The sequence below is a fragment of the Pseudomonas sp. MF08831 genome (assembly GCF_059862645.1).
Window position 1 is genome coordinate 12,575 of sequence record NZ_JCBCUX010000007.1, and the last position, 18,087, is coordinate 30,661.

The window sequence follows — 18,087 nt, forward strand, 5'->3', positions numbered from 1 at the left end:
CGAACGCCTGCTTGAGAAATTCCGCAGGTCGAGCAAAAACAAATGTTGACTCTCAAATGAGAATCGTTATGATTATCACAACTGGTCGCGAGATCAGCCGATAACTGAAAGACCATTGGTTCGGACTCTCAGATTATCTCCTCATCAGGCTAATCACGGTTATTTGACCCGGCTCTTGCCGGGTCTTTTTTTGCCTGTAAAACGCCTATAAAGCCGCGAGTCTCAGCGCGCGATAATCAACGGATGCCCACGCTCCGGGTGCGGCTGCACCAACACATCCAGCCCAAACACCGCTTTGAGCGGTTCAGGTCGCAAGACGTTTGCGGGCGTATCCAAGGCGTGCGGACGCCCGCCTTCCAGCAGCAGAATGCGATCACAGTAACGCGCTGCCAGATTCAGGTCATGGAGGATCACCAGTACGGCCGCGCCTCGATCGGCAAAACTGCGAATAGCCTGCAACGTCGTGTGCTGATGCAGAGGGTCAAGCATCGACGTCGGCTCATCCAGCAGCAACGTCTGTCCCGCCTCGCCCGGCCATAGTTGCGCCAATACCCGCGCCAGGTGCACACGTTGGCGCTCCCCGCCAGACAACGCCAGGTAGCTGCGGCCGCTCAAATGGCCGATGTCCGCCGCCTGCAAGGCCGCACGGATGATCTCGTCATCACGCACGCGCCCGGTCTGATGCGGCAAACGCCCCATGCCGACAACTTCTTCCACGCGAAACGCAAAATCCAGGGTCGAGGTTTGCGGCAACACCGCCAAGCGCTGGGCACGCTGCGGGCCGCTCCAGCTCTTGAGCGCCTGCTGATCCAGCCATACCTTGCCCTGATCAGGGTGCAGCTCACCGCACAGCGCGCTGAGCAAGGTGCTTTTGCCAGCACCGTTAGGGCCCAGCACGCCAAGTACCTGGCCCGGTAACAGGTCCAGGCTGACATCGGCCAACACAGTCTTGCGGCCACGCCGGATCTGCAGCGCTTCCACTCGCAGCATCAGGCGCGTCCTCGCAACAACAGATAAAGAAAAAACGGCGCACCGATAAACGCCGTCACAATGCCGATCGGCAACTCCGCAGGTGCCAGGGCCAGGCGCGCCACCAAATCCGCAAACAGCAGCAAACTCGCGCCGGCCAGCACCGAGGCGGGCAACAGCACTCGATGGTCGGGCCCCGCCAGCAGCCGCACCAAGTGCGGTACCACCAGCCCGACAAACCCGATCATCCCCGCCGCCGCCACTGCCGCCCCTACACCCAGGGCGGTGCAGAACACCAGCTCACGCTTGAGCCCTTCCACATCAATTCCCAGGTGACTGGCCTCGGACTCGCCCAGCAACAATGCATTCAGCGCCTTGGCGCGGCGCGGCAACCAGAGCGCGACACCAGCGCTCACCAGCAGCAACGGCCATAACCGCGAGTAGCTCGCGCCATTGAGACTGCCCAGGTTCCAGAAAGTCAGGGTGCGCAGGGTGGCGTCGTCGGCCAAATAGGTAAACAGCCCGACCGCCGAGCTGGCGAGGGCCGTGAGCGCGATGCCGGCAAGCAACATCGTCGCAACATTGGTCTGGCCGTTACGGCGCCCCAGACGATAGACCAGGGCAGTCACCCCCAAACCACCGAGAAACGCACACAGCGACAGCAGGTAAGGCCCGAATGCGTCCGGCAGCCCGCCAAAAAACGAGCCACCGACAATTGCAATCGCCGCCCCCAGCGCCGCGCCACTCGACACCCCGACCAGCCCGGGATCTGCCAGCGGGTTACGAAACAGACCCTGCATCGCCACGCCCGACAATGCCAGCACGCCGCCGACCGCCAGGCCAAGCAATGTGCGCGGCAGGCGAATCTGCCCCAGGATCAATTCGGCCTGCTCCAGGCCGTCGGCTGCAATCGGCACGCCCATCAAGCGCAACGCGGCCCTGAGTGTATCCAGCAACGGCAGGCTGACCGGCCCCAAGGCTAATGAGAGCCAGATCGCCAATACACACAACAGCGCCAGGCCGACAAACAGCGTTTTCGGCTTAACCAGAGTGGTCATGGAGCAGGTTTAGCCTGGGACGGATAGAACCCGGCAGACAGTTGCACCAGGCTTTGCGGCACACGCGGGCCCAGGCCGCCCACCAGCAGGGTGGGGTCCAGCTCAAACACCCGGCCATTTTTGGCCGCCGGCGTTGAGGCCAAAATCGGGTTTTCCTTAAACAGAGCCGCGCGCGCGGCATCGCCCGTCAAGGCACGGTCAGCGAATACCAGCACATCAGGGCTCAGTCCCGCCAACGACTCCACCGAAAAAGGTTTGTAGCCGGTATGGGTGGCCAAGTTACGCCCGCCCGCCTGCTGCAACAGCCAGTCGGCGGCGGTGTCTTTACCTGCGATCAGCGGCTTGCCGCCTGCATGACCGAGCACCAACAGCACACCCGGGGCTTTTTGCGTGGCCTGGGCCTGAGTGACCCAGCGCTTCTGCTGCTCGAGCGCTTGTTCATATCCAGTAAACAATTCGTTGGCTTTAGCCTCGCTGCCCAGCAACTTGCCAAGGTGCTGCAAGTTGCCTTTCAGGGTCGGGAGGTCCGGCTCGGCCGAAAACATTTCGACCTGCACGCCGGCGCCGCGAATCTGCGCCAGTACCGGCGGCGGCCCCATTTCCTCGGTGCCGACCAGTACTTGCGGGCGCAGGCTAAGAATGCCCTCCGCCGACAACTGGCGCTGATAACCTATGCTCGGCAAGGCTTTCAGCGATTCCGGGTGCTGGCTGGTAGTATCCACGCCTACCAGTTTCGATTCGCCGCCCAAGGCTGTCACCCATTCAGATAGCGCTCCACCGGCACTCACCCAGCGTTGCGGCAGTTCAGAGGCTTGCGCCCCATGGTGGACCAGCAGTGAGGCAACAAACGCAATAGCGCTGGTACTCAGACGCATGACAGGGTTTCCTTCCAGGGGCGGGGCGAAGCCGGCATTTGATAATTGTTTGCATTTGAACGTCAAGGCACTTAAGGATTGAAATGAAGTTTCTCTGCACCTCCGACGCCCTTGCAGCCAACAGCAGCCTCGGCTTTGAGATCGACGGTTGCAAACTGCTGGCCGTGCGCCGGGACGGCGTCGCCTACTTCTATATCAACCGTTGCCCCCATCGCGGCATCGCGCTGGAATGGCAACCCGATCAGTTCCTCGACACCAGCGCCAGCCTGATCCAGTGCGCCACTCACGGCGCGCTGTTCCTGATCGAAAGCGGCGAGTGCATCGCCGGTCCCTGTGCGGGCCAGAGCCTCACCGCCCTGCCCGGCCGCGAAGACGCACAGGGCCTGTGGGTGCAACTCTAGTCGCTGATCAGTACGTCCAAACGACGTTCCACAACAATTTCCTCAGGCGTGACGCGAACACCGTAGGCCAACACCTCCACACCGGCGGCCTTGGCCTCCCGCAATGCCGCAGCGTAACCGGCGTCGATTTCAACCGCTGGGCGTACTGCCTCTATTCCCGACAGGTTCACGCAATACAACTGCACCGCCCGCACCCCGTCACGCGCCAGGTGCGCCAACTCGCGCAGGTGCTTGGCGCCGCGCTGCGTTACCGCATCGGGAAAGGCTGCTACCGCCGTGCCATCAAAGCCCAGGGTGACACTTTTGACTTCGACAAACGCCGCGCCTTGCGGGTAATCGAGACGAAAATCGATGCGGCTTTTCTCCTGGCCATAAGGCACTTCGCGCTTCAAGGCGGTAAACCCGTTGAGCTCAGTGATGACCCCGGCGCGCAATGCCTCCTCGACCAATTGGTTGGCGCGCGCCGTGTTGACGCACGCCAATCGGCCCTGCGGCGTTTCGGCAATTTCCCAGGTGCCGGGCAACTTGCGCTTGGGGTCCGAAGAGCGACTGAACCAGACCTGGCCACCTTCCACCATGCAATTGAGCATCGAGCCGGTATTCGGGCAGTGAATCGTCAGCAACTCGCCGGTAACGGTCTCGATATCGGTGAGAAAACGCTTGTAGCGGCGGATAAGCCGCGCTTCTTCGAGAGGAGGATGAAAACGCATCAGCCTTGCCAGCTCCGCAAACCACGGGCGATACGCTCTACCGCCTGTTGTAGCCGATCGATGTTTTGCGTGTAGGCAAAACGCACATGGTGGCCGGCTTGATAGCGGCCAAAATCCAGCCCAGGCGTAAACGCCACGTGTTCGGTTTCGAGGAAATGCCGACAGAACGCGAAGGCATCACCGCCGAACGCGCTGATATCGGCATACAAGTAGAACGCCCCTTCGGGCTCAACGGCGATACCGAATCCTAGTTCGCGCAGGGCGGGCAGCAGGAAATCCCGACGGCGACCGAATTCGGCGCGGCGCTGCTCCAGAATGCTCAACGTTTGCGGGGTAAAACACGCCAGTGCCGCGTACTGGGCCATGCTCGGCGCGCTGATGTAGAGGTTTTGCGCAAGCTTTTCCAATTCACCCACCGCCGCAGGCGGCGCCACCAGCCAACCGAGGCGCCAGCCGGTCATGCCGAAATACTTCGAAAAACTATTCAGGACGAACGCGTCGTCGTCCACTTCCAGCACGCTGGCGGCATCGGTGCCGTACGTGAGGCCGTGATAGATCTCATCCACCACCAAGTGGCCGTCGCGCGCCTTGATTGCACTGGACAACCCCGCCAACTCGTCGCGTGTAAGGATCGTGCCGGTGGGGTTGGCCGGAGACGCGACCAACGCGCCCACGCTGTCCTGGTCCCAGTGTTTGGCCACCAGCTCGGCAGTCAATTGGTAGCGCACGTCCGGGCCAACCGGCACCAGTTGCGCCGCGCCTTCCACCAAGCGCAGAAAATGTCGGTTGCACGGATAGCCTGGGTCGGCGAGCAACCAATGTTTGCCCGGATCGACCAGCAGGCTGCTCGCCAGCAGCAACGCACCGGAACCACCGGGGGTGATCAGAATGCGTTCAGGATCAATGTTCAGCCCGTAGCGCTGCTGGTAGAAACCGCTGATGGCCTCTCGCAACTCCGGCAACCCGCGCGCTGCGGTGTAGCGGGTCTTGCCGTTGGCCAACGCCGCCTGGCCGGCCTGGATGATGGGCTCGGCCGTGGTGAAATCCGGCTCGCCGATCTCCAGATGGATCACATCATGGCCGGCTGCCTGCAGCTCATTGGCTCGCGCCAGCAGCGCCATGACATGAAAAGGTTCGATGGCGCGACTGCGCGCACTGTAGGGCTGAGCCATTAGCCTTCCTTAACGGTGAGGACAAAATCAGGATTCTACCGAACCCTCGCGGTAAAACATGCTCTATTGCCTGCTCGGCCGTCCATGACGAACCGAGCAAGCGCTTGCAAAACGACTAAAATCAACATTCGAGACACGCTATACCCAGCCATGGCGGGCTGTTGCAGTTTGCACCCCCGCCAAGTTGGGCCTCGACAACCGGGAGTGGCGCACCCCGAATCTATCTGGTAAGTTCGCCCGCTTGCAGCCGCAGGGCCGGCAGGTGTCGGTGACGTTGCAATCCTGCGCAATGGATTAGAAGAGTGAGAGGCGGTCTATTCATGTCCACCCAAGCAAAGCAACAGCAGCAGAGCCTCAGTGGCTTCACACCTTACGTCGAAACGAAAGGTGAGGAGTACATGGGCAAGCCCATGCGCCAGCACTTCACCAAGATCCTGCAAAAGTGGAAGCAGGACTTGATGCAAGAGGTCGACCGCACCGTTGACCACATGAAGGACGAAGCCGCCAACTTCCCGGACCCGGCAGACCGTGCCAGCCAGGAAGAGGAATTCGCCCTCGAACTGCGCGCCCGTGATCGTGAACGCAAGCTGATCAAGAAAATCGACAAAACGCTGCAACTGATCGAAGACGAGGAATATGGCTGGTGCGAATCCTGCGGCGTCGAGATTGGTATTCGCCGCCTGGAAGCCCGCCCAACCGCGGACCTGTGCGTAGACTGCAAGACCTTGGCTGAAATCAAGGAAAAACAGGTCGGCAAGTAATCCTGCCGGGCTGAACGAATGGGGCGTGCAAACGCCCCATTTTTGTTTCTGGCGTTTACCGATTTTCCAGTAGTATCCGGCCCATGACAGCCTCTACCTATATCGGGCGTTTCGCCCCCACGCCCAGCGGCCATTTGCATTTCGGCTCGCTGGTTGCCGCCCTCGCTTCCTACCTCGATGCCCGCGCCAACCAAGGCCGCTGGCTGATGCGCATGGAAGACCTCGACCCACCGCGTGAAGAACCCGGCGCCCAGACGGCGATCCTGCACGCCCTGGAAAGCTACGGCTTTGAGTGGGATGGCGAACTGGTCCGACAAAGCGAACGGCATGATGCCTACGCCAAAGTCCTCGACGGCCTGTTCAACCACGGCCTGGCCTACGCCTGCACGTGCTCGCGCAAACAGCTGGAGCCCTACCACGGAATTTACCCGGGTTTATGCCGCAATGCCGGGCACGATCAGCAAGACGCGGCCATCCGCCTGCGCGTGCCCGAGCTGGAATACCACTTTACCGACCGCGTACAGGGTGAATTCCGACAGCACCTGGGCCGCGATGTAGGTGATTTCGTCATCCGTCGCCGCGACGGCTTGTATGCCTATCAATTGGCCGTCGTGCTCGACGACGCCTGGCAAGGTGTGACCGACATCGTGCGCGGTGCCGACCTGCTCGATTCCACGCCACGCCAGCTCTACCTGCAAGAACTGCTGGGCCTGCGCCAGCCGCGCTACCTGCACGTGCCGTTGATCGTGCAGCCGGACGGTAACAAGTTGGGCAAAACCTACCGTTCTGCGCCGTTGACACCGGACCAAGCCACGCCTTTGCTGTTAAGGGCATTGCGCGCCCTCGGCCAGCCCACCGGCGCTGAACTGCTGCACGCCAGCCCACGGGAGCTGCTCGATTGGGGCATTGCGCACTGGGATGCAACCCTGATCCCGCGCACACTCACGCTGGCCGAAGCGCAATTGAGCTGAAGGCGCTTGCAGCTTGCCAGCCATCCGTTACCATCGCCGCAGTTTTTTAATCAGAGGCCAACATGTACATCTATCGATTGGTCCTGCTGCTGGTCGTCGGGATCTACCTGTTTTCCCCCGCCATCATGGATTGGTGGATCGACGCCACGGGCGCCTGGTATCGCCCTTATCTGCTGTGGCTGATCCTGATCGTCGTGACCTTCATCCTGCAGAGCCAAAAAGATGCCGATGAGCTTTAGCCTCACCCAGATGCTGCTGATCAGCGCCGCCTACCTGGCCGCGCTGTTCGCCGTGGCCTGGATCAGTGAGCGCGGAATGATTCCGCGGGCGATCATTCGCCATCCGTTGACCTACACATTGTCCCTGGGCGTTTACGCCAGCGCCTGGGCGTTTTATGGCACCGTGGGCCTGGCCTATCAGTACGGCTACGGCTTCCTGTCCAGCTACCTTGGGGTGTCCGGCGCATTCCTGCTGGCGCCGGTGTTGCTGTACCCGATCCTGAAAATCACCCGCACCTACCAACTGTCATCCCTGGCGGACCTGTTTGCCTTCCGTTTTCGCAGCACCTGGGCCGGCGCGCTGACCACGATTTTCATGTTGCTCGGCGTATTGCCGCTGCTGGCCCTGCAGATCCAGGCCGTGGCGGATTCCATCAGCATCTTGACCCGTGAGCCGGTGCAGCATCGCGTCGCGCTGGCCTTTTGCGCGCTGATCACGCTGTTCACGATTTTCTTCGGCTCACGCCATATCGCCACCCGTGAAAAACACGAGGGCCTGGTGTTTGCGATTGCCTTTGAGTCGGTGATCAAGCTGATCGCCATCGGCGGCGTCGGCTTGTATGCGCTGTATGGCGTGTTCGACGGCCCGCAACAGCTGGAGCTGTGGCTGCTGCAAAACCAGACCGCCCTCGCCGCCCTGCACACGCCGTTGCAGGAAGGCCCATGGCGCACGCTGTTGCTGGTGTTCTTCGCCTCGGCGATCGTGATGCCGCACATGTACCACATGACCTTCACCGAGAACCTCAATCCGCGCTCATTGGTCAGCGCCAGCTGGGGCCTGCCGCTGTTCCTGCTGCTGATGAGCCTGGCCGTGCCGCTGATCCTGTGGGCCGGCCTCAAGCTGGGCGCAACCACCAACCCGGAATACTTCACCCTCGGCGTCGGTATTGCCGCCAACAGCAAATCCCTGGCGTTGCTGGCGTATGTCGGCGGTTTGTCGGCGGCCAGCGGCTTGATCATCGTCACCACGCTCGCGTTGTCGGGCATGGCGCTCAACCACCTGGTGCTGCCGCTGTATCAGCCGCCAGCCGAAGGCAACATCTACCGCTGGCTGAAGTGGACGCGCCGCGCGCTGATTGTCGCGATCATCATGGCCGGCTATGGCTTCTACCTGTTGCTGGGCGCCGGGCAAGACCTGGCCAACCTCGGCATCGTTGCGTTCGTTGCCACCTTGCAGTTCCTGCCGGGCGTGTTGTCGGTGCTGTATTGGCCGACCGCTAATCGCCGCGGCTTTATCGCCGGTCTGCTGGCGGGGATTCTGGTGTGGATCGTTACCATGCTGCTGCCGCTGGTCGGCAACCTGCAGGGCTTCTACATTCCGTTGCTGAACATGATTTACGTGCTGGACGACACCAGTTGGCACATGGCCGCCATCGCTTCATTGGCTGCCAACGTCTTGATGTTCACCTTGATCTCGCTGTTCACCAACGCCAGTCCCGAAGAAACCAGCGCCGCCGAAGCCTGCGCGGTGGACAACGTGCGCCGCCCGCAACGCCGCGAGCTGCACGCCGCCTCGCCCCAGGAGTTCGCCACGCAACTGGCCAAGCCGCTGGGTGCGAAAGCCGCGCAAAAGGAAGTCGAACAGGCACTGCGCGACCTCTACCTGCCGTTCGACGAGCGCCGCCCGTATGCGCTGCGGCGCTTGCGTGACCGTATCGAGGCCAACCTGTCCGGCCTGATGGGGCCAAGTGTGTCCCAAGACATGGTCGAAACGTTCTTGCCCTACAAGGCTGGCGGCGAAAACTACGTCACCGAAGACATCCATTTCATCGAGAGCCGGCTGGAGGATTACCACTCGCGCCTCACCGGCCTTGCCGCCGAACTCGATGCGCTGCGCCGCTACCACCGCCAGACCCTGCAGGAACTGCCGATGGGCGTGTGCTCCCTGGCCAAGGATCAAGAGATCCTGATGTGGAACAAGGCCATGGAAGAATTGACCGGCATCGCCGCCCAGCGGGTAGTGGGTTCGCGCCTGAACACCTTGGGCGATCCGTGGAAAGAACTGCTGCAAGGCTTTATCAACCTGCCCGACGAGCATTTGCACAAGCAGCACTTGGCACTCGACGGCCAGACGCGGTGGCTCAACCTGCACAAAGCGGCGATCGACGAACCGCTGGCACCCGGCAACAGCGGCCTGGTGCTGCTGGTCGAAGACTTGACCGACACGCAAATGCTCGAAGACAAGCTGGTGCACTCCGAGCGCCTGGCCAGCATTGGTCGTTTGGCGGCAGGCGTGGCCCATGAGATTGGCAACCCGATCACCGGTATCGCCTGCCTGGCGCAGAACCTGCGGGAAGAGCGCGAAGAGGACGGCGAAATCACCGAAATCAGCGGGCAAATCCTTGAGCAGACCAAGCGCGTTTCCCGCATCGTGCAGTCATTGATGAGCTTCGCCCATGCCGGCGCTCATCAGAATCAGGACGAGGCCGTGTGCCTGGCCGAAGTTGCACAGGATGCCATAGGGCTGCTGGCCTTGAACCGGCGCAATTTCGAAGTCCAGTTCTTCAATCTGTGCGACCCGGACCACTGGGTCGACGGCGATTCCCAACGCTTGGCGCAGGTGTTGATCAACTTGCTGTCCAATGCCCGTGACGCTTCCCCGCCGCACAGCGCGGTACGCGTCAAGAGCGAGGCTTTCGAGCACACGGTCGATCTGATCGTGGAGGATGAAGGCAGCGGTATTCCACAGAACATCATGGACCGATTGTTCGAACCTTTCTTCACCACCAAGGACCCGGGTGAAGGTACCGGTCTGGGCCTTGCACTGGTCTATTCCATCGTTGAAGAGCATTATGGACAAATCACCATCGACAGCCCGGCTGACACCGAAAGCCAACGCGGCACCCGTATTCGGGTGACCTTGCCGCGTCATGTCGAAGCGACGTCCGCTGTGAACTGAGACCGTCGAGAGAATTGAATCAATGCCGCACATTTTGATCGTCGAAGACGAAACAATTATCCGCTCTGCCTTGCGTCGCCTGCTTGAACGTAATCAGTACCAGGTCAGCGAAGCCGGCTCGGTGCAGGAAGCCCAAGAGCGATTCAGCATTCCCACGTTCGACCTGATTGTCAGCGACCTGCGCTTGCCGGGCGCGCCAGGCACCGAGCTGATCAAGCTTGGCCAGGGCACCCCGGTGCTGATCATGACCAGTTACGCCAGCCTGCGTTCGGCGGTGGACTCGATGAAGATGGGCGCGGTGGATTACATCGCCAAGCCTTTCGACCACGACGAAATGCTGCAGGCCGTGGCCCGCATTCTGCGCGACCGTCAGTCGGCCAGCAGCGCGCCCGCCGAACAGCGCCCCGCCGGCAAGACCGCCAACGGTGCGGACAAGCCGGGCGTCAACAACAGCAACGGCGAAATCGGCATTATCGGCTCCTGCCCACCGATGCAGGACCTGTACAGCAAGATTCGCAAAGTCGCGCCCACCGACTCCAATGTATTGATTCAGGGCGAGTCGGGCACCGGTAAAGAACTGGTCGCCCGTGCCCTGCACAACCTGTCCAAGCGCGCCAAGGCGCCGATGATCTCGGTGAACTGCGCGGCGATCCCTGAATCACTGATCGAGTCCGAACTGTTCGGCCACGAGAAAGGCGCATTTACCGGCGCCAGCGCCGGGCGTGCGGGCCTGGTCGAAGCGGCGGACGGCGGCACTTTGTTCCTCGACGAAATCGGCGAACTGCCGCTGGAAGCCCAGGCGCGCTTGCTGCGCGTGTTGCAGGAAGGCGAAATTCGCCGCGTAGGTTCGGTGCAATCGCAAAAAGTCGATGTTCGCCTGATCGCAGCGACCCACCGCGACCTCAAGAGCCTGGCCAAGATCGGCCAGTTCCGTGAAGACTTGTATTACCGCCTGCACGTGATCGCCCTCAAGCTGCCGGCCCTGCGTGAGCGTGGCGCAGACGTCAACGAAATCGCCAGCGCCTTCCTGCTGCGCCAGAGCGCACGGATCAACCGTACCGACCTCAAGTTTGCCCCGGACGCCGAGCAGGCGATTCGTCACTACTCGTGGCCGGGTAACGTGCGAGAACTTGAGAACGCGGTCGAGCGCGCGGTCATTCTGTCGGAGAGCCCGGAGATTTCTGCCGAGCTGCTGGGCATCGACATCGAGCTGAGTGACCTGGAAGACGACGATTTCATCGGCCTGGCCCCACAACAGGGCGGCGGTAGCAATACCAGCCACGAGCCGACGGAAGATTTGTCACTGGAAGATTACTTCCAGCACTTCGTTCTTGAGCACCAGGACCACATGACCGAGACCGAGCTGGCACGCAAGCTGGGCGTGAGCCGCAAGTGCCTGTGGGAACGCCGCCAGCGCCTGGGCATTCCGCGACGCAAGACCGGCGTGGCCAGCGAGAGTTGAGGGTGCGCCCCCACAGGTAACACCCTCAGATGTGAAAAAACTGTTACCGCTGAATTTTCACGTAACAAAAGCCGGGGCTTACGGTAACGAAGCCCCGGCTTTTTTTCGCCCCCAAAAACCCCGAAAGCGCCTCACACCCCCGGTTTTGCTAGGCGGCACAAAAGTTGGCACGCACCCTGCTATATGCTTAGTACAAAAACAATAACAAGCTTAGTACCAGACAATAAAAATAAGACGTATCGACTCACGCACAATAAAAACAACACGGCGGAGGCGCAGCTAACTGATTCTTTTGGAGAGGCGTTGCATTTGGGGCTTGCCCCGCAACCAGGCCGAGAACAACAAAAACTGCCCTAAGGCAGAGCCTGAACTGGTTGGATCGTAGATCAGCAACACAGCGACCAAAGCAATCCGTTTGCTCTTGGCTCCCGATTGGGAGTGTCATGAAGGTGAAGCTTCATGGCGAGGGCGATCAACAAAAACAAGAAGCCCGAAATCAATAATAAAAATAGAGCACGCAACTACTTCTGGGGGAGCTTCGGCTCCCCTTGTAGTTTCCGGCATTTGGCCGGTTCCCCTTTCTTTTAAGCTTATGGCGCAAGGCCTGCAGCTTGTTCCTACACCATCCCTCGACTAAATGCTAGAATCCCGGCCCATCATGCGGTCATTCTTCGTTATGGCCGAACATTCCTTCAAACAGTGCATCCCATGCTGAAGAAGTTGTTCCAGTCATTCCGTTCTCCCTTGCGTCGTACGCAACACATTCGCAGCACGCCTGAAGTGCTTAACAGCAATCAGCATTCATTGCAGCGTGCTCAATTCAGCCGCTATGCGGTGAACATCGTCGAACGTTTGCAGAACGCCGGCTACCAGGCCTATCTGGTGGGCGGCTGTGTACGTGACATGTTGCTCAATATCACACCCAAGGATTTTGACGTCGCCACCAGCGCCACGCCCGAGCAAGTGCGTGCCGAATTTCGCAACGCGCGAATCATCGGTCGCCGCTTCAAATTGGTGCATATCCACTTTGGCCGCGAAATCATCGAGGTCGCCACGTTCCGCGCCGGCCACCCGCAAAACGATGAAGAGGAAGACACCAACCAGTCTTCCCGCAACGAGAGCGGCCGCATCCTGCGCGACAACGTCTACGGCACCCTGGAAGAAGACGCGCAACGCCGCGACTTCACCATCAACGCCTTGTATTACGATCCGGTCAGCGAGCGCATCCTCGATTACGCCAATGGCGTACACGACATTCGCAACAATCTGATCCGTTTGATCGGCGACCCGACGCAGCGCTACCAGGAAGACCCGGTGCGCATGCTGCGAGCGGTGCGTTTTGCCGCCAAGCTGAATTTCGGTATCGAGAAACACACGGCCGCGCCGATTCGCGAACTGGCGCCCATGCTGCGGGAAATCCCTTCGGCACGCCTGTTCGAAGAAGTGCTCAAGCTGTTCCTCTCGGGGTACGCCGCCGACACGTTCGAAATGCTCGTCGACCTGCAGTTGTTCGATCCATTGTTCCCGGCCAGCGCCGAGGCTCTGGAATACAACCCGACGTACACCCACACGCTGATCAGCGAAGCCTTGATCAATACCGACCTGCGCATCAAACAGAACAAACCGGTGACCCCGGCGTTCCTGTTTGCCGCCCTGTTGTGGCCGGCCCTGCCCAAACGCGTACTGCGCCTGCAGGACCGTGGCATGCCGCCGATTCCTGCCATGCAGGAAGCTGCGCACGAACTGATCGCCGAGCAATGCCAACGCATCGCCATTCCAAAACGTTTCACCCTGCCGATCCGCGAGATCTGGGACATGCAGGAGCGCCTGCCACGGCGCAGCGGCAAACGCGCCGACCTGCTGCTGGACAACCCGCGCTTCCGTGCTGGCTACGACTTCCTGCTGCTGCGCGAAAGCGCCGGCGAGCAAACCGACGGCCTGGGCGAATGGTGGACCGACTACCAGGACGCCAACGACAGCCAGCGCCGCGACATGATTCGTGACCTTGGCAGCAAAGGTGATGGCGCCAGCGATGGGCCGAAGAAGCGTCGTCGCAGCTCCAGCAAGCGCAAACGCACGTCTGCCGATGCCTCGGGCGCTGCAGGCGAATAAACGTGGAACGTATCTATATCGGTATGGGCAGCAACCTCGCTGCCCCGGACCAGCAATTGCGCAGCGCCATTGCGGCGTTGGCGCTATTGCCAGGCACCGCCCTCGTCGGTGTGTCCGACTTCTATCAGAGTGACTCCCTGCTCCCCGGTCAGCCGCGCTATACCAATGCGGTCGCGGCCCTGGACAGCAGCCTTGCGCCACTGGCGCTGCTCGATGCACTGCAAGCCATCGAAAACGGCCAGGGCCGCGAACGTCTCGAGCGTTGGGGCCCGCGTACGCTGGATCTGGATATCCTGCTGTTTGGCGATCGCTTGATCGACGAGCCGCGCCTCAAAGTGCCTCACTACCAGATGCACCTGCGCGCGTTCGTGTTGTACCCGCTGGCCGAACTGGCCCCCGCTGAGTTGCAACTGCCCGACGGCCGAACCCTCGCGGAGCTGTTGAAGTCCTGCCCGTTTGTCGGCCTGGAACGCCTCTCTAGCGCCTGATGCAGTCCGCGTGGGAGCAGCTTGCTCGCGAATGCGGCGAACCCAGTCGCTACAAGCATTGACTGACCCAGCGCATTCGCGAGCAAGCCGCTCCCACATTTGATCTCACAGGCCGTCAAAATTGGTCTTCAACGTGCTGAAACGCGTCAGTAACAGCGGTAACACCGCCATCGTAACAATGCGGTAACACATCCAATTGACTTCCCGAGTCCTCATCACGACTATAGGCGTCCCGCTGCCGCCAACGCGGCGCTGAAGGGCGCAATCCAGGCCTTATAAGCACTGCTCTCAAGACAGTGCGCCTGTATAAACGAAGACTCACGCGCGTTACTCGCTGTTTCCAAGCGCCTGAACGAGGACCCTTTTCATGCCAGACATTACCCTGACCACCTTGCAGAGCCTCAAGCTCAAAGGTGAAAAAATCACCATGCTGACGTGCTACGACGCCACCTTCGCCCACGCCAGTTGCCAGGCCGGTGTTGAAGTGCTGTTGATCGGCGACTCGCTGGGCATGGTTCTTCAAGGGAATGACAGCACCCTGCCCGTCACCACCGATGAACTCGCCTACCACACTGCCAGCGTCAAGCGCGGCAATGAGGGTGCCTTCATCATCGCCGACCTGCCGTTCATGGGTTACGCCACGCTGGAACAGACCTTTCAGAACGCCGGCAAACTGATGCAGGCCGGCGCGCACATGATCAAGGTCGAAGGCGCCGTATGGCTCGCCGAGTCGATCCGACTGCTGGCCGAGCGCGGTGTGCCGGTATGCGTGCACATGGGCCTGACGCCACAGTCGGTGAACATCCTCGGCGGCTACAAGGTACAAGGCCGCAATGAAGCCCAGGCGCGTCAGATGCGCGCCGATGCCATTGCCCTGGAACAAGCCGGTGCCGCGATGATCCTGCTGGAATGCGTGCCGAGCGAATTGGCGGCAGAGATCACCCAGGCGGTCAAAGTGCCGGTAATCGGCATCGGCGCGGGCTCTGCCACCGACGGCCAGGTTCTGGTCTTGCATGACATGCTCGGCCTGTCGCTGACCGGGCGAGCCCCCAAGTTCGTGAAAAACTTCATGGCAGGTAAAGACAGCATCCAGGCCGCGTTGAGCGCTTACGTCGACGAAGTCAAAGCCGTTACTTTCCCAGGCGCCGAACACGGATTCTCTGCATGAACACCGTTAAAACCGTACGAGAACTGCGCGCTGCAGTCGCCCACGCGCGCAGCGCCGGCAAGCGCATTGGCTTTGTGCCCACCATGGGCAATCTGCACAGCGGCCACGCCACCCTGGTGACCAAGGCCGCCCAGCAATCGGATTTCGTGGTGGCGAGTATCTTCGTCAACCCGTTGCAGTTCGGTGCCGGCGAGGACCTGGACAAATACCCTCGCACCTTGGCCGCCGATCAGGAAAAACTGCTGCAAGCCGGTTGCAACCTGCTGTTCGCACCATCCGTCGAAGAAATGTACCCCGGCGGCATGACCGGCCAGACCCGCGTCAGCGTCCCGCAACTGTCCGAAGGCCTCTGCGGCGCCAGCCGCCCCGGGCACTTCGAAGGGGTAGCGACGGTGGTCAGCAAGCTGTTCAACATGGTCCAGCCGGATATGGCCGTGTTTGGCCAGAAGGACTATCAGCAACTGGCAGTGATTCGCGCCATGGTGCATGACCTGAACATGCCGATCCAGATCATCGGCGAGCCCACTGTGCGTGCCGCTGACGGCCTCGCGCTGTCCTCGCGCAACGGCTACCTCAGCGAAGAACAACGCGCCATCGCGCCGGTGCTGTACCGCAGCCTCAGCCAGATTGCCGCCGCCATCAAGGGAGGCGACCACGATTTTGCCAAACTGCGTGCCGAGCAGATCCAGCAGATCGAAGCGGCCGGATTGCGCATCGACTACTTGGAAGTGCGCCAGGGTGTACACCTGCGTCCCGCCACGCCTGAGGATCGCGATGTAGTGATCCTGGTGGCTGCGTATTTGGGCGCCACACGCCTGATCGACAACCTGCACCTGACCCTGGCCTGACCCTGCATTTTCTCCCTTGAAAACAAGCGCGCCTGTTGCCCTCCCCGCTGTGCCGGTATAAAAAAGTACCGGCTACAACGCAGACAAAGCCAAGACATATCGACACGCTAGGTTTAATGTAAACGCCCTGTGCCATTGTTGGCGCTGACCGGAACCCAACGCCTGATGAAAGACTGGACGTTCCGGATTTAGAAGTGTCCTAAAGGCAAGTCCCCGTAATAAAAAGGAAACCCGCAGCGATGGCGTATTACCGCACTCCTCATGACGTTACCGCTCTGCCCGCTTGGCAAGCGCTCGATAAACATCGCCAAGCCATGCAGGATTTCAGCATGCGCGACGCATTCAATGCCGATCCCCAGCGCTTCTCCCAATTCACCTTGAGCAGCTGCGGGCTTTTCCTCGATTACTCGAAAAACCTCATCACTGCCCAAACGCGCGCCTTGCTCGTCGAGCTGGCCAATGAACTCGGCCTTAAAGACGCGATCAACGCGCTCTACGCTGGCGAGCCGGTCAACTCCTCCGAAGGCCGTCCGGCCCTGCACACCGCACTGCGTCGCCCGGTTGGCGACAAGTTGTCGGTCAACGGCGTGAACATCATGCCGGACGTGCACAAGGTGCTGAACCAGATCACTGACCTGGTCGGCCGCATCCACGATGGCCTGTGGCGCGGTTACACCGAGAAGCCGATCACCGACGTGGTGAACATTGGCATCGGCGGCTCGTTCCTCGGCCCGGAGCTGGTCTCCGAAGCGCTGTTGTCCTACGCCCACAAAGGCGTGCGCTGCCACTACCTGGCGAACATTGACGGCAGCGAGTTCCACGAGCTGACCCAGAAGCTGCGCGCCGAGACCACGCTGTTTATCGTCTCGTCAAAATCCTTCAACACCCTGGAAACCCTGAAAAACGCCCAGGCCGCCCGCGCCTGGTACCTGGCCCAGGGTGGCTCGGAAGCCGAGTTGTATCGCCACTTCATCGCCGTCTCAAGCAACAACGCAGCGGCCGTGGCCTTCGGTATCCGCGAAGAAAACATCTTCCCGATGTGGGACTGGGTCGGCGGGCGTTACTCGCTGTGGTCGGCCATCGGCTTGCCCATCGCCCTGGCGATCGGCATGTCCAACTTCAAGGAACTGCTGTCCGGTGCCTACACCATGGACCAGCATTTCCAGAACGCCCCATTCGAAGCCAACATGCCCGTGCTGCTGGGTCTGCTGGGCGTGTGGTACGGCAACTTCTGGGGTGCGCAGAGCCACGCGATCCTGCCGTACGACCACTACCTGCGCAACATCACCAAACACTTGCAACAGTTGGACATGGAATCCAACGGCAAGAGTGTGCGCCAGGACGGTACGCCAGTGTCCACCGATACCGGCCCGGTCATCTGGGGCGGCGTAGGGTGCAACGGCCAGCACGCCTACCACCAGTTGTTGCACCAAGGGACCCAACTGATTCCGGCCGACTTCATTGTGCCGATTGTCAGCTTCAACCCGGTGTCCGACCACCATCAGTGGTTGTTCGCCAACTGCCTGTCCCAAAGCCAGGCACTGATGCTCGGCAAAACCCGCAGCGAAGCCGAAGCCGAGTTGCGTGAGAAAGGCCTTCCCGAAGCCGAAGTCCAGAAGCTGGCCCCGCACAAGGTGATCCCGGGCAACCGTCCGAGCAACACCATCGTGGTTGAACGCATCAGCCCGCGTCGCCTGGGCGCACTGGTGGCTATGTATGAACACAAGGTGTTTGTGCAAAGCGTGGTCTGGGGTATCAACGCCTTCGACCAATGGGGCGTGGAATTGGGCAAAGAGCTGGGCAAAGGCGTGTATAACCGCCTGACCGGTGCCGAAGAAACCTCGGCCGAGGATGCTTCGACCCAGGGCCTGATCAACTACTTCCGCGGTCGTCACCGCGGCTGAAGCCGGTACAC

Annotated in this window: 16 protein-coding genes; 11 read left to right on the forward strand and 5 right to left on the reverse strand. The window is 60.9% G+C overall.

Annotated elements, in window-relative coordinates; all coding sequences use genetic code 11:
• Positions 1-222: 222 nt before the first annotated feature.
• The 3 genes from AC19YS_RS16070 to AC19YS_RS16080 are packed head-to-tail and all read right to left on the reverse strand — an operon-like array spanning position 223 to position 2,902.
• The gene (locus AC19YS_RS16070; protein ID WP_472526604.1) at positions 223-990 is read right to left on the reverse strand and encodes a heme ABC transporter ATP-binding protein; all 768 of its coding nucleotides are present in this window, start codon (positions 988-990) and stop codon (positions 223-225) included.
• Positions 990-2,027 (reverse strand): FecCD family ABC transporter permease, encoded by a 1,038-nt coding sequence (locus tag AC19YS_RS16075; protein ID WP_106579234.1) that lies wholly within the window; start codon positions 2,025-2,027, stop codon positions 990-992. Before AC19YS_RS16075 ends, AC19YS_RS16070 begins: the two co-directional genes overlap by 1 nt.
• A complete protein-coding gene (locus tag AC19YS_RS16080) occupies positions 2,024-2,902 on the reverse strand; it encodes a heme/hemin ABC transporter substrate-binding protein (protein ID WP_404485006.1) in 879 nt (292 codons plus the stop codon). The genes AC19YS_RS16075 and AC19YS_RS16080 overlap by 4 nt, the downstream gene beginning before the upstream one ends.
• An 83-nt stretch (positions 2,903-2,985) precedes the next feature.
• On the opposite strand from AC19YS_RS16080, the gene AC19YS_RS16085 reads away from it, so the two are divergent.
• Positions 2,986-3,303, forward strand: a complete 318-nt coding sequence (locus AC19YS_RS16085; protein WP_119741079.1) for a Rieske (2Fe-2S) protein — start codon at positions 2,986-2,988, stop codon at positions 3,301-3,303.
• Here the strand turns inward: AC19YS_RS16085 and sfsA are convergent.
• Positions 3,300-4,013 (reverse strand): DNA/RNA nuclease SfsA, encoded by a 714-nt coding sequence (sfsA, locus tag AC19YS_RS16090; RefSeq protein ID WP_179676715.1) that lies wholly within the window; start codon positions 4,011-4,013, stop codon positions 3,300-3,302. The genes AC19YS_RS16085 and sfsA overlap by 4 nt on opposite strands.
• Positions 4,013-5,185 (reverse strand): pyridoxal phosphate-dependent aminotransferase, encoded by a 1,173-nt coding sequence (locus tag AC19YS_RS16095; protein WP_106579238.1) that lies wholly within the window; start codon positions 5,183-5,185, stop codon positions 4,013-4,015. Before AC19YS_RS16095 ends, sfsA begins: the two co-directional genes overlap by 1 nt.
• 320 nt (positions 5,186-5,505) lie before the next feature.
• Between AC19YS_RS16095 and dksA the strand changes: the two genes are divergently transcribed.
• From dksA to pgi, 10 genes are all read left to right on the forward strand, one after another.
• Positions 5,506-5,946 carry an RNA polymerase-binding protein DksA gene (gene dksA / locus AC19YS_RS16100; RefSeq protein WP_034100675.1) on the forward strand — a complete coding sequence of 147 codons (441 nt, stop codon included), beginning with the start codon at positions 5,506-5,508 and terminating at the stop codon, positions 5,944-5,946.
• A gap of 83 nt (positions 5,947-6,029) precedes the next feature.
• Complete coding sequence (gene gluQRS, locus AC19YS_RS16105) at positions 6,030-6,917, forward strand: tRNA glutamyl-Q(34) synthetase GluQRS (protein WP_500602229.1); 888 nt, start codon at positions 6,030-6,032, stop codon at positions 6,915-6,917.
• A 62-nt stretch (positions 6,918-6,979) separates the two neighbouring features.
• Complete coding sequence (locus AC19YS_RS16110; RefSeq protein WP_003176118.1) at positions 6,980-7,156, forward strand: hypothetical protein; 177 nt, start codon at positions 6,980-6,982, stop codon at positions 7,154-7,156.
• A complete protein-coding gene (locus AC19YS_RS16115) occupies positions 7,140-10,094 on the forward strand; it encodes a sensor histidine kinase (RefSeq protein ID WP_162530298.1) in 2,955 nt (984 codons plus the stop codon). The genes AC19YS_RS16110 and AC19YS_RS16115 overlap by 17 nt, the downstream gene beginning before the upstream one ends.
• 22 nt (positions 10,095-10,116) lie before the next feature.
• Positions 10,117-11,556 carry a sigma-54-dependent transcriptional regulator gene (locus tag AC19YS_RS16120; RefSeq protein ID WP_106579241.1) on the forward strand — a complete coding sequence of 480 codons (1,440 nt, stop codon included), beginning with the start codon at positions 10,117-10,119 and terminating at the stop codon, positions 11,554-11,556.
• A 708-nt stretch (positions 11,557-12,264) separates the two neighbouring features.
• Positions 12,265-13,668, forward strand: coding sequence for a polynucleotide adenylyltransferase PcnB (locus AC19YS_RS16125; RefSeq protein ID WP_106579242.1), 1,404 nt, complete (start codon positions 12,265-12,267; stop codon positions 13,666-13,668).
• 2 nt (positions 13,669-13,670) lie between these two features.
• On the forward strand, positions 13,671-14,156 hold the full coding sequence (gene folK / locus AC19YS_RS16130; protein WP_200623877.1) for a 2-amino-4-hydroxy-6-hydroxymethyldihydropteridine diphosphokinase: 486 nt from the start codon (positions 13,671-13,673) through the stop codon (positions 14,154-14,156).
• Positions 14,157-14,523: 367 nt separating this feature from the next.
• Entirely contained in the window at positions 14,524-15,324 is an 801-nt protein-coding gene (gene panB, locus AC19YS_RS16135; RefSeq protein WP_106579244.1) for a 3-methyl-2-oxobutanoate hydroxymethyltransferase, read from the forward strand.
• On the forward strand, positions 15,321-16,172 hold the full coding sequence (gene panC / locus AC19YS_RS16140) for a pantoate--beta-alanine ligase (RefSeq protein WP_200623878.1): 852 nt from the start codon (positions 15,321-15,323) through the stop codon (positions 16,170-16,172). The genes panB and panC overlap by 4 nt, the downstream gene beginning before the upstream one ends.
• A 239-nt stretch (positions 16,173-16,411) precedes the next feature.
• Positions 16,412-18,076, forward strand: a complete 1,665-nt coding sequence (gene pgi, locus AC19YS_RS16145; RefSeq protein ID WP_200623879.1) for a glucose-6-phosphate isomerase — start codon at positions 16,412-16,414, stop codon at positions 18,074-18,076.
• Positions 18,077-18,087: the final 11 nt, after the last annotated feature.

Coding starts and splice junctions, on each gene's coding strand:
- AC19YS_RS16070 (WP_472526604.1), bottom strand. CDS start 990: ATGCTGCGAGTGGAAGCGCTGCAGATCCGGCGTGGCCGCAAGACTGTG.
- AC19YS_RS16075 (WP_106579234.1), bottom strand. CDS start 2,027: ATGACCACTCTGGTTAAGCCGAAAACGCTGTTTGTCGGCCTGGCGCTG.
- AC19YS_RS16080 (WP_404485006.1), bottom strand. CDS start 2,902: ATGCGTCTGAGTACCAGCGCTATTGCGTTTGTTGCCTCACTGCTGGTC.
- AC19YS_RS16085 (WP_119741079.1), top strand. CDS start 2,986: ATGAAGTTTCTCTGCACCTCCGACGCCCTTGCAGCCAACAGCAGCCTC.
- sfsA (WP_179676715.1), bottom strand. CDS start 4,013: ATGCGTTTTCATCCTCCTCTCGAAGAAGCGCGGCTTATCCGCCGCTAC.
- AC19YS_RS16095 (WP_106579238.1), bottom strand. CDS start 5,185: ATGGCTCAGCCCTACAGTGCGCGCAGTCGCGCCATCGAACCTTTTCAT.
- dksA (WP_034100675.1), top strand. CDS start 5,506: ATGTCCACCCAAGCAAAGCAACAGCAGCAGAGCCTCAGTGGCTTCACA.
- gluQRS (WP_500602229.1), top strand. CDS start 6,030: ATGACAGCCTCTACCTATATCGGGCGTTTCGCCCCCACGCCCAGCGGC.
- AC19YS_RS16110 (WP_003176118.1), top strand. CDS start 6,980: ATGTACATCTATCGATTGGTCCTGCTGCTGGTCGTCGGGATCTACCTG.
- AC19YS_RS16115 (WP_162530298.1), top strand. CDS start 7,140: ATGCCGATGAGCTTTAGCCTCACCCAGATGCTGCTGATCAGCGCCGCC.
- AC19YS_RS16120 (WP_106579241.1), top strand. CDS start 10,117: ATGCCGCACATTTTGATCGTCGAAGACGAAACAATTATCCGCTCTGCC.
- AC19YS_RS16125 (WP_106579242.1), top strand. CDS start 12,265: ATGCTGAAGAAGTTGTTCCAGTCATTCCGTTCTCCCTTGCGTCGTACG.
- panB (WP_106579244.1), top strand. CDS start 14,524: ATGCCAGACATTACCCTGACCACCTTGCAGAGCCTCAAGCTCAAAGGT.
- panC (WP_200623878.1), top strand. CDS start 15,321: ATGAACACCGTTAAAACCGTACGAGAACTGCGCGCTGCAGTCGCCCAC.
- pgi (WP_200623879.1), top strand. CDS start 16,412: ATGGCGTATTACCGCACTCCTCATGACGTTACCGCTCTGCCCGCTTGG.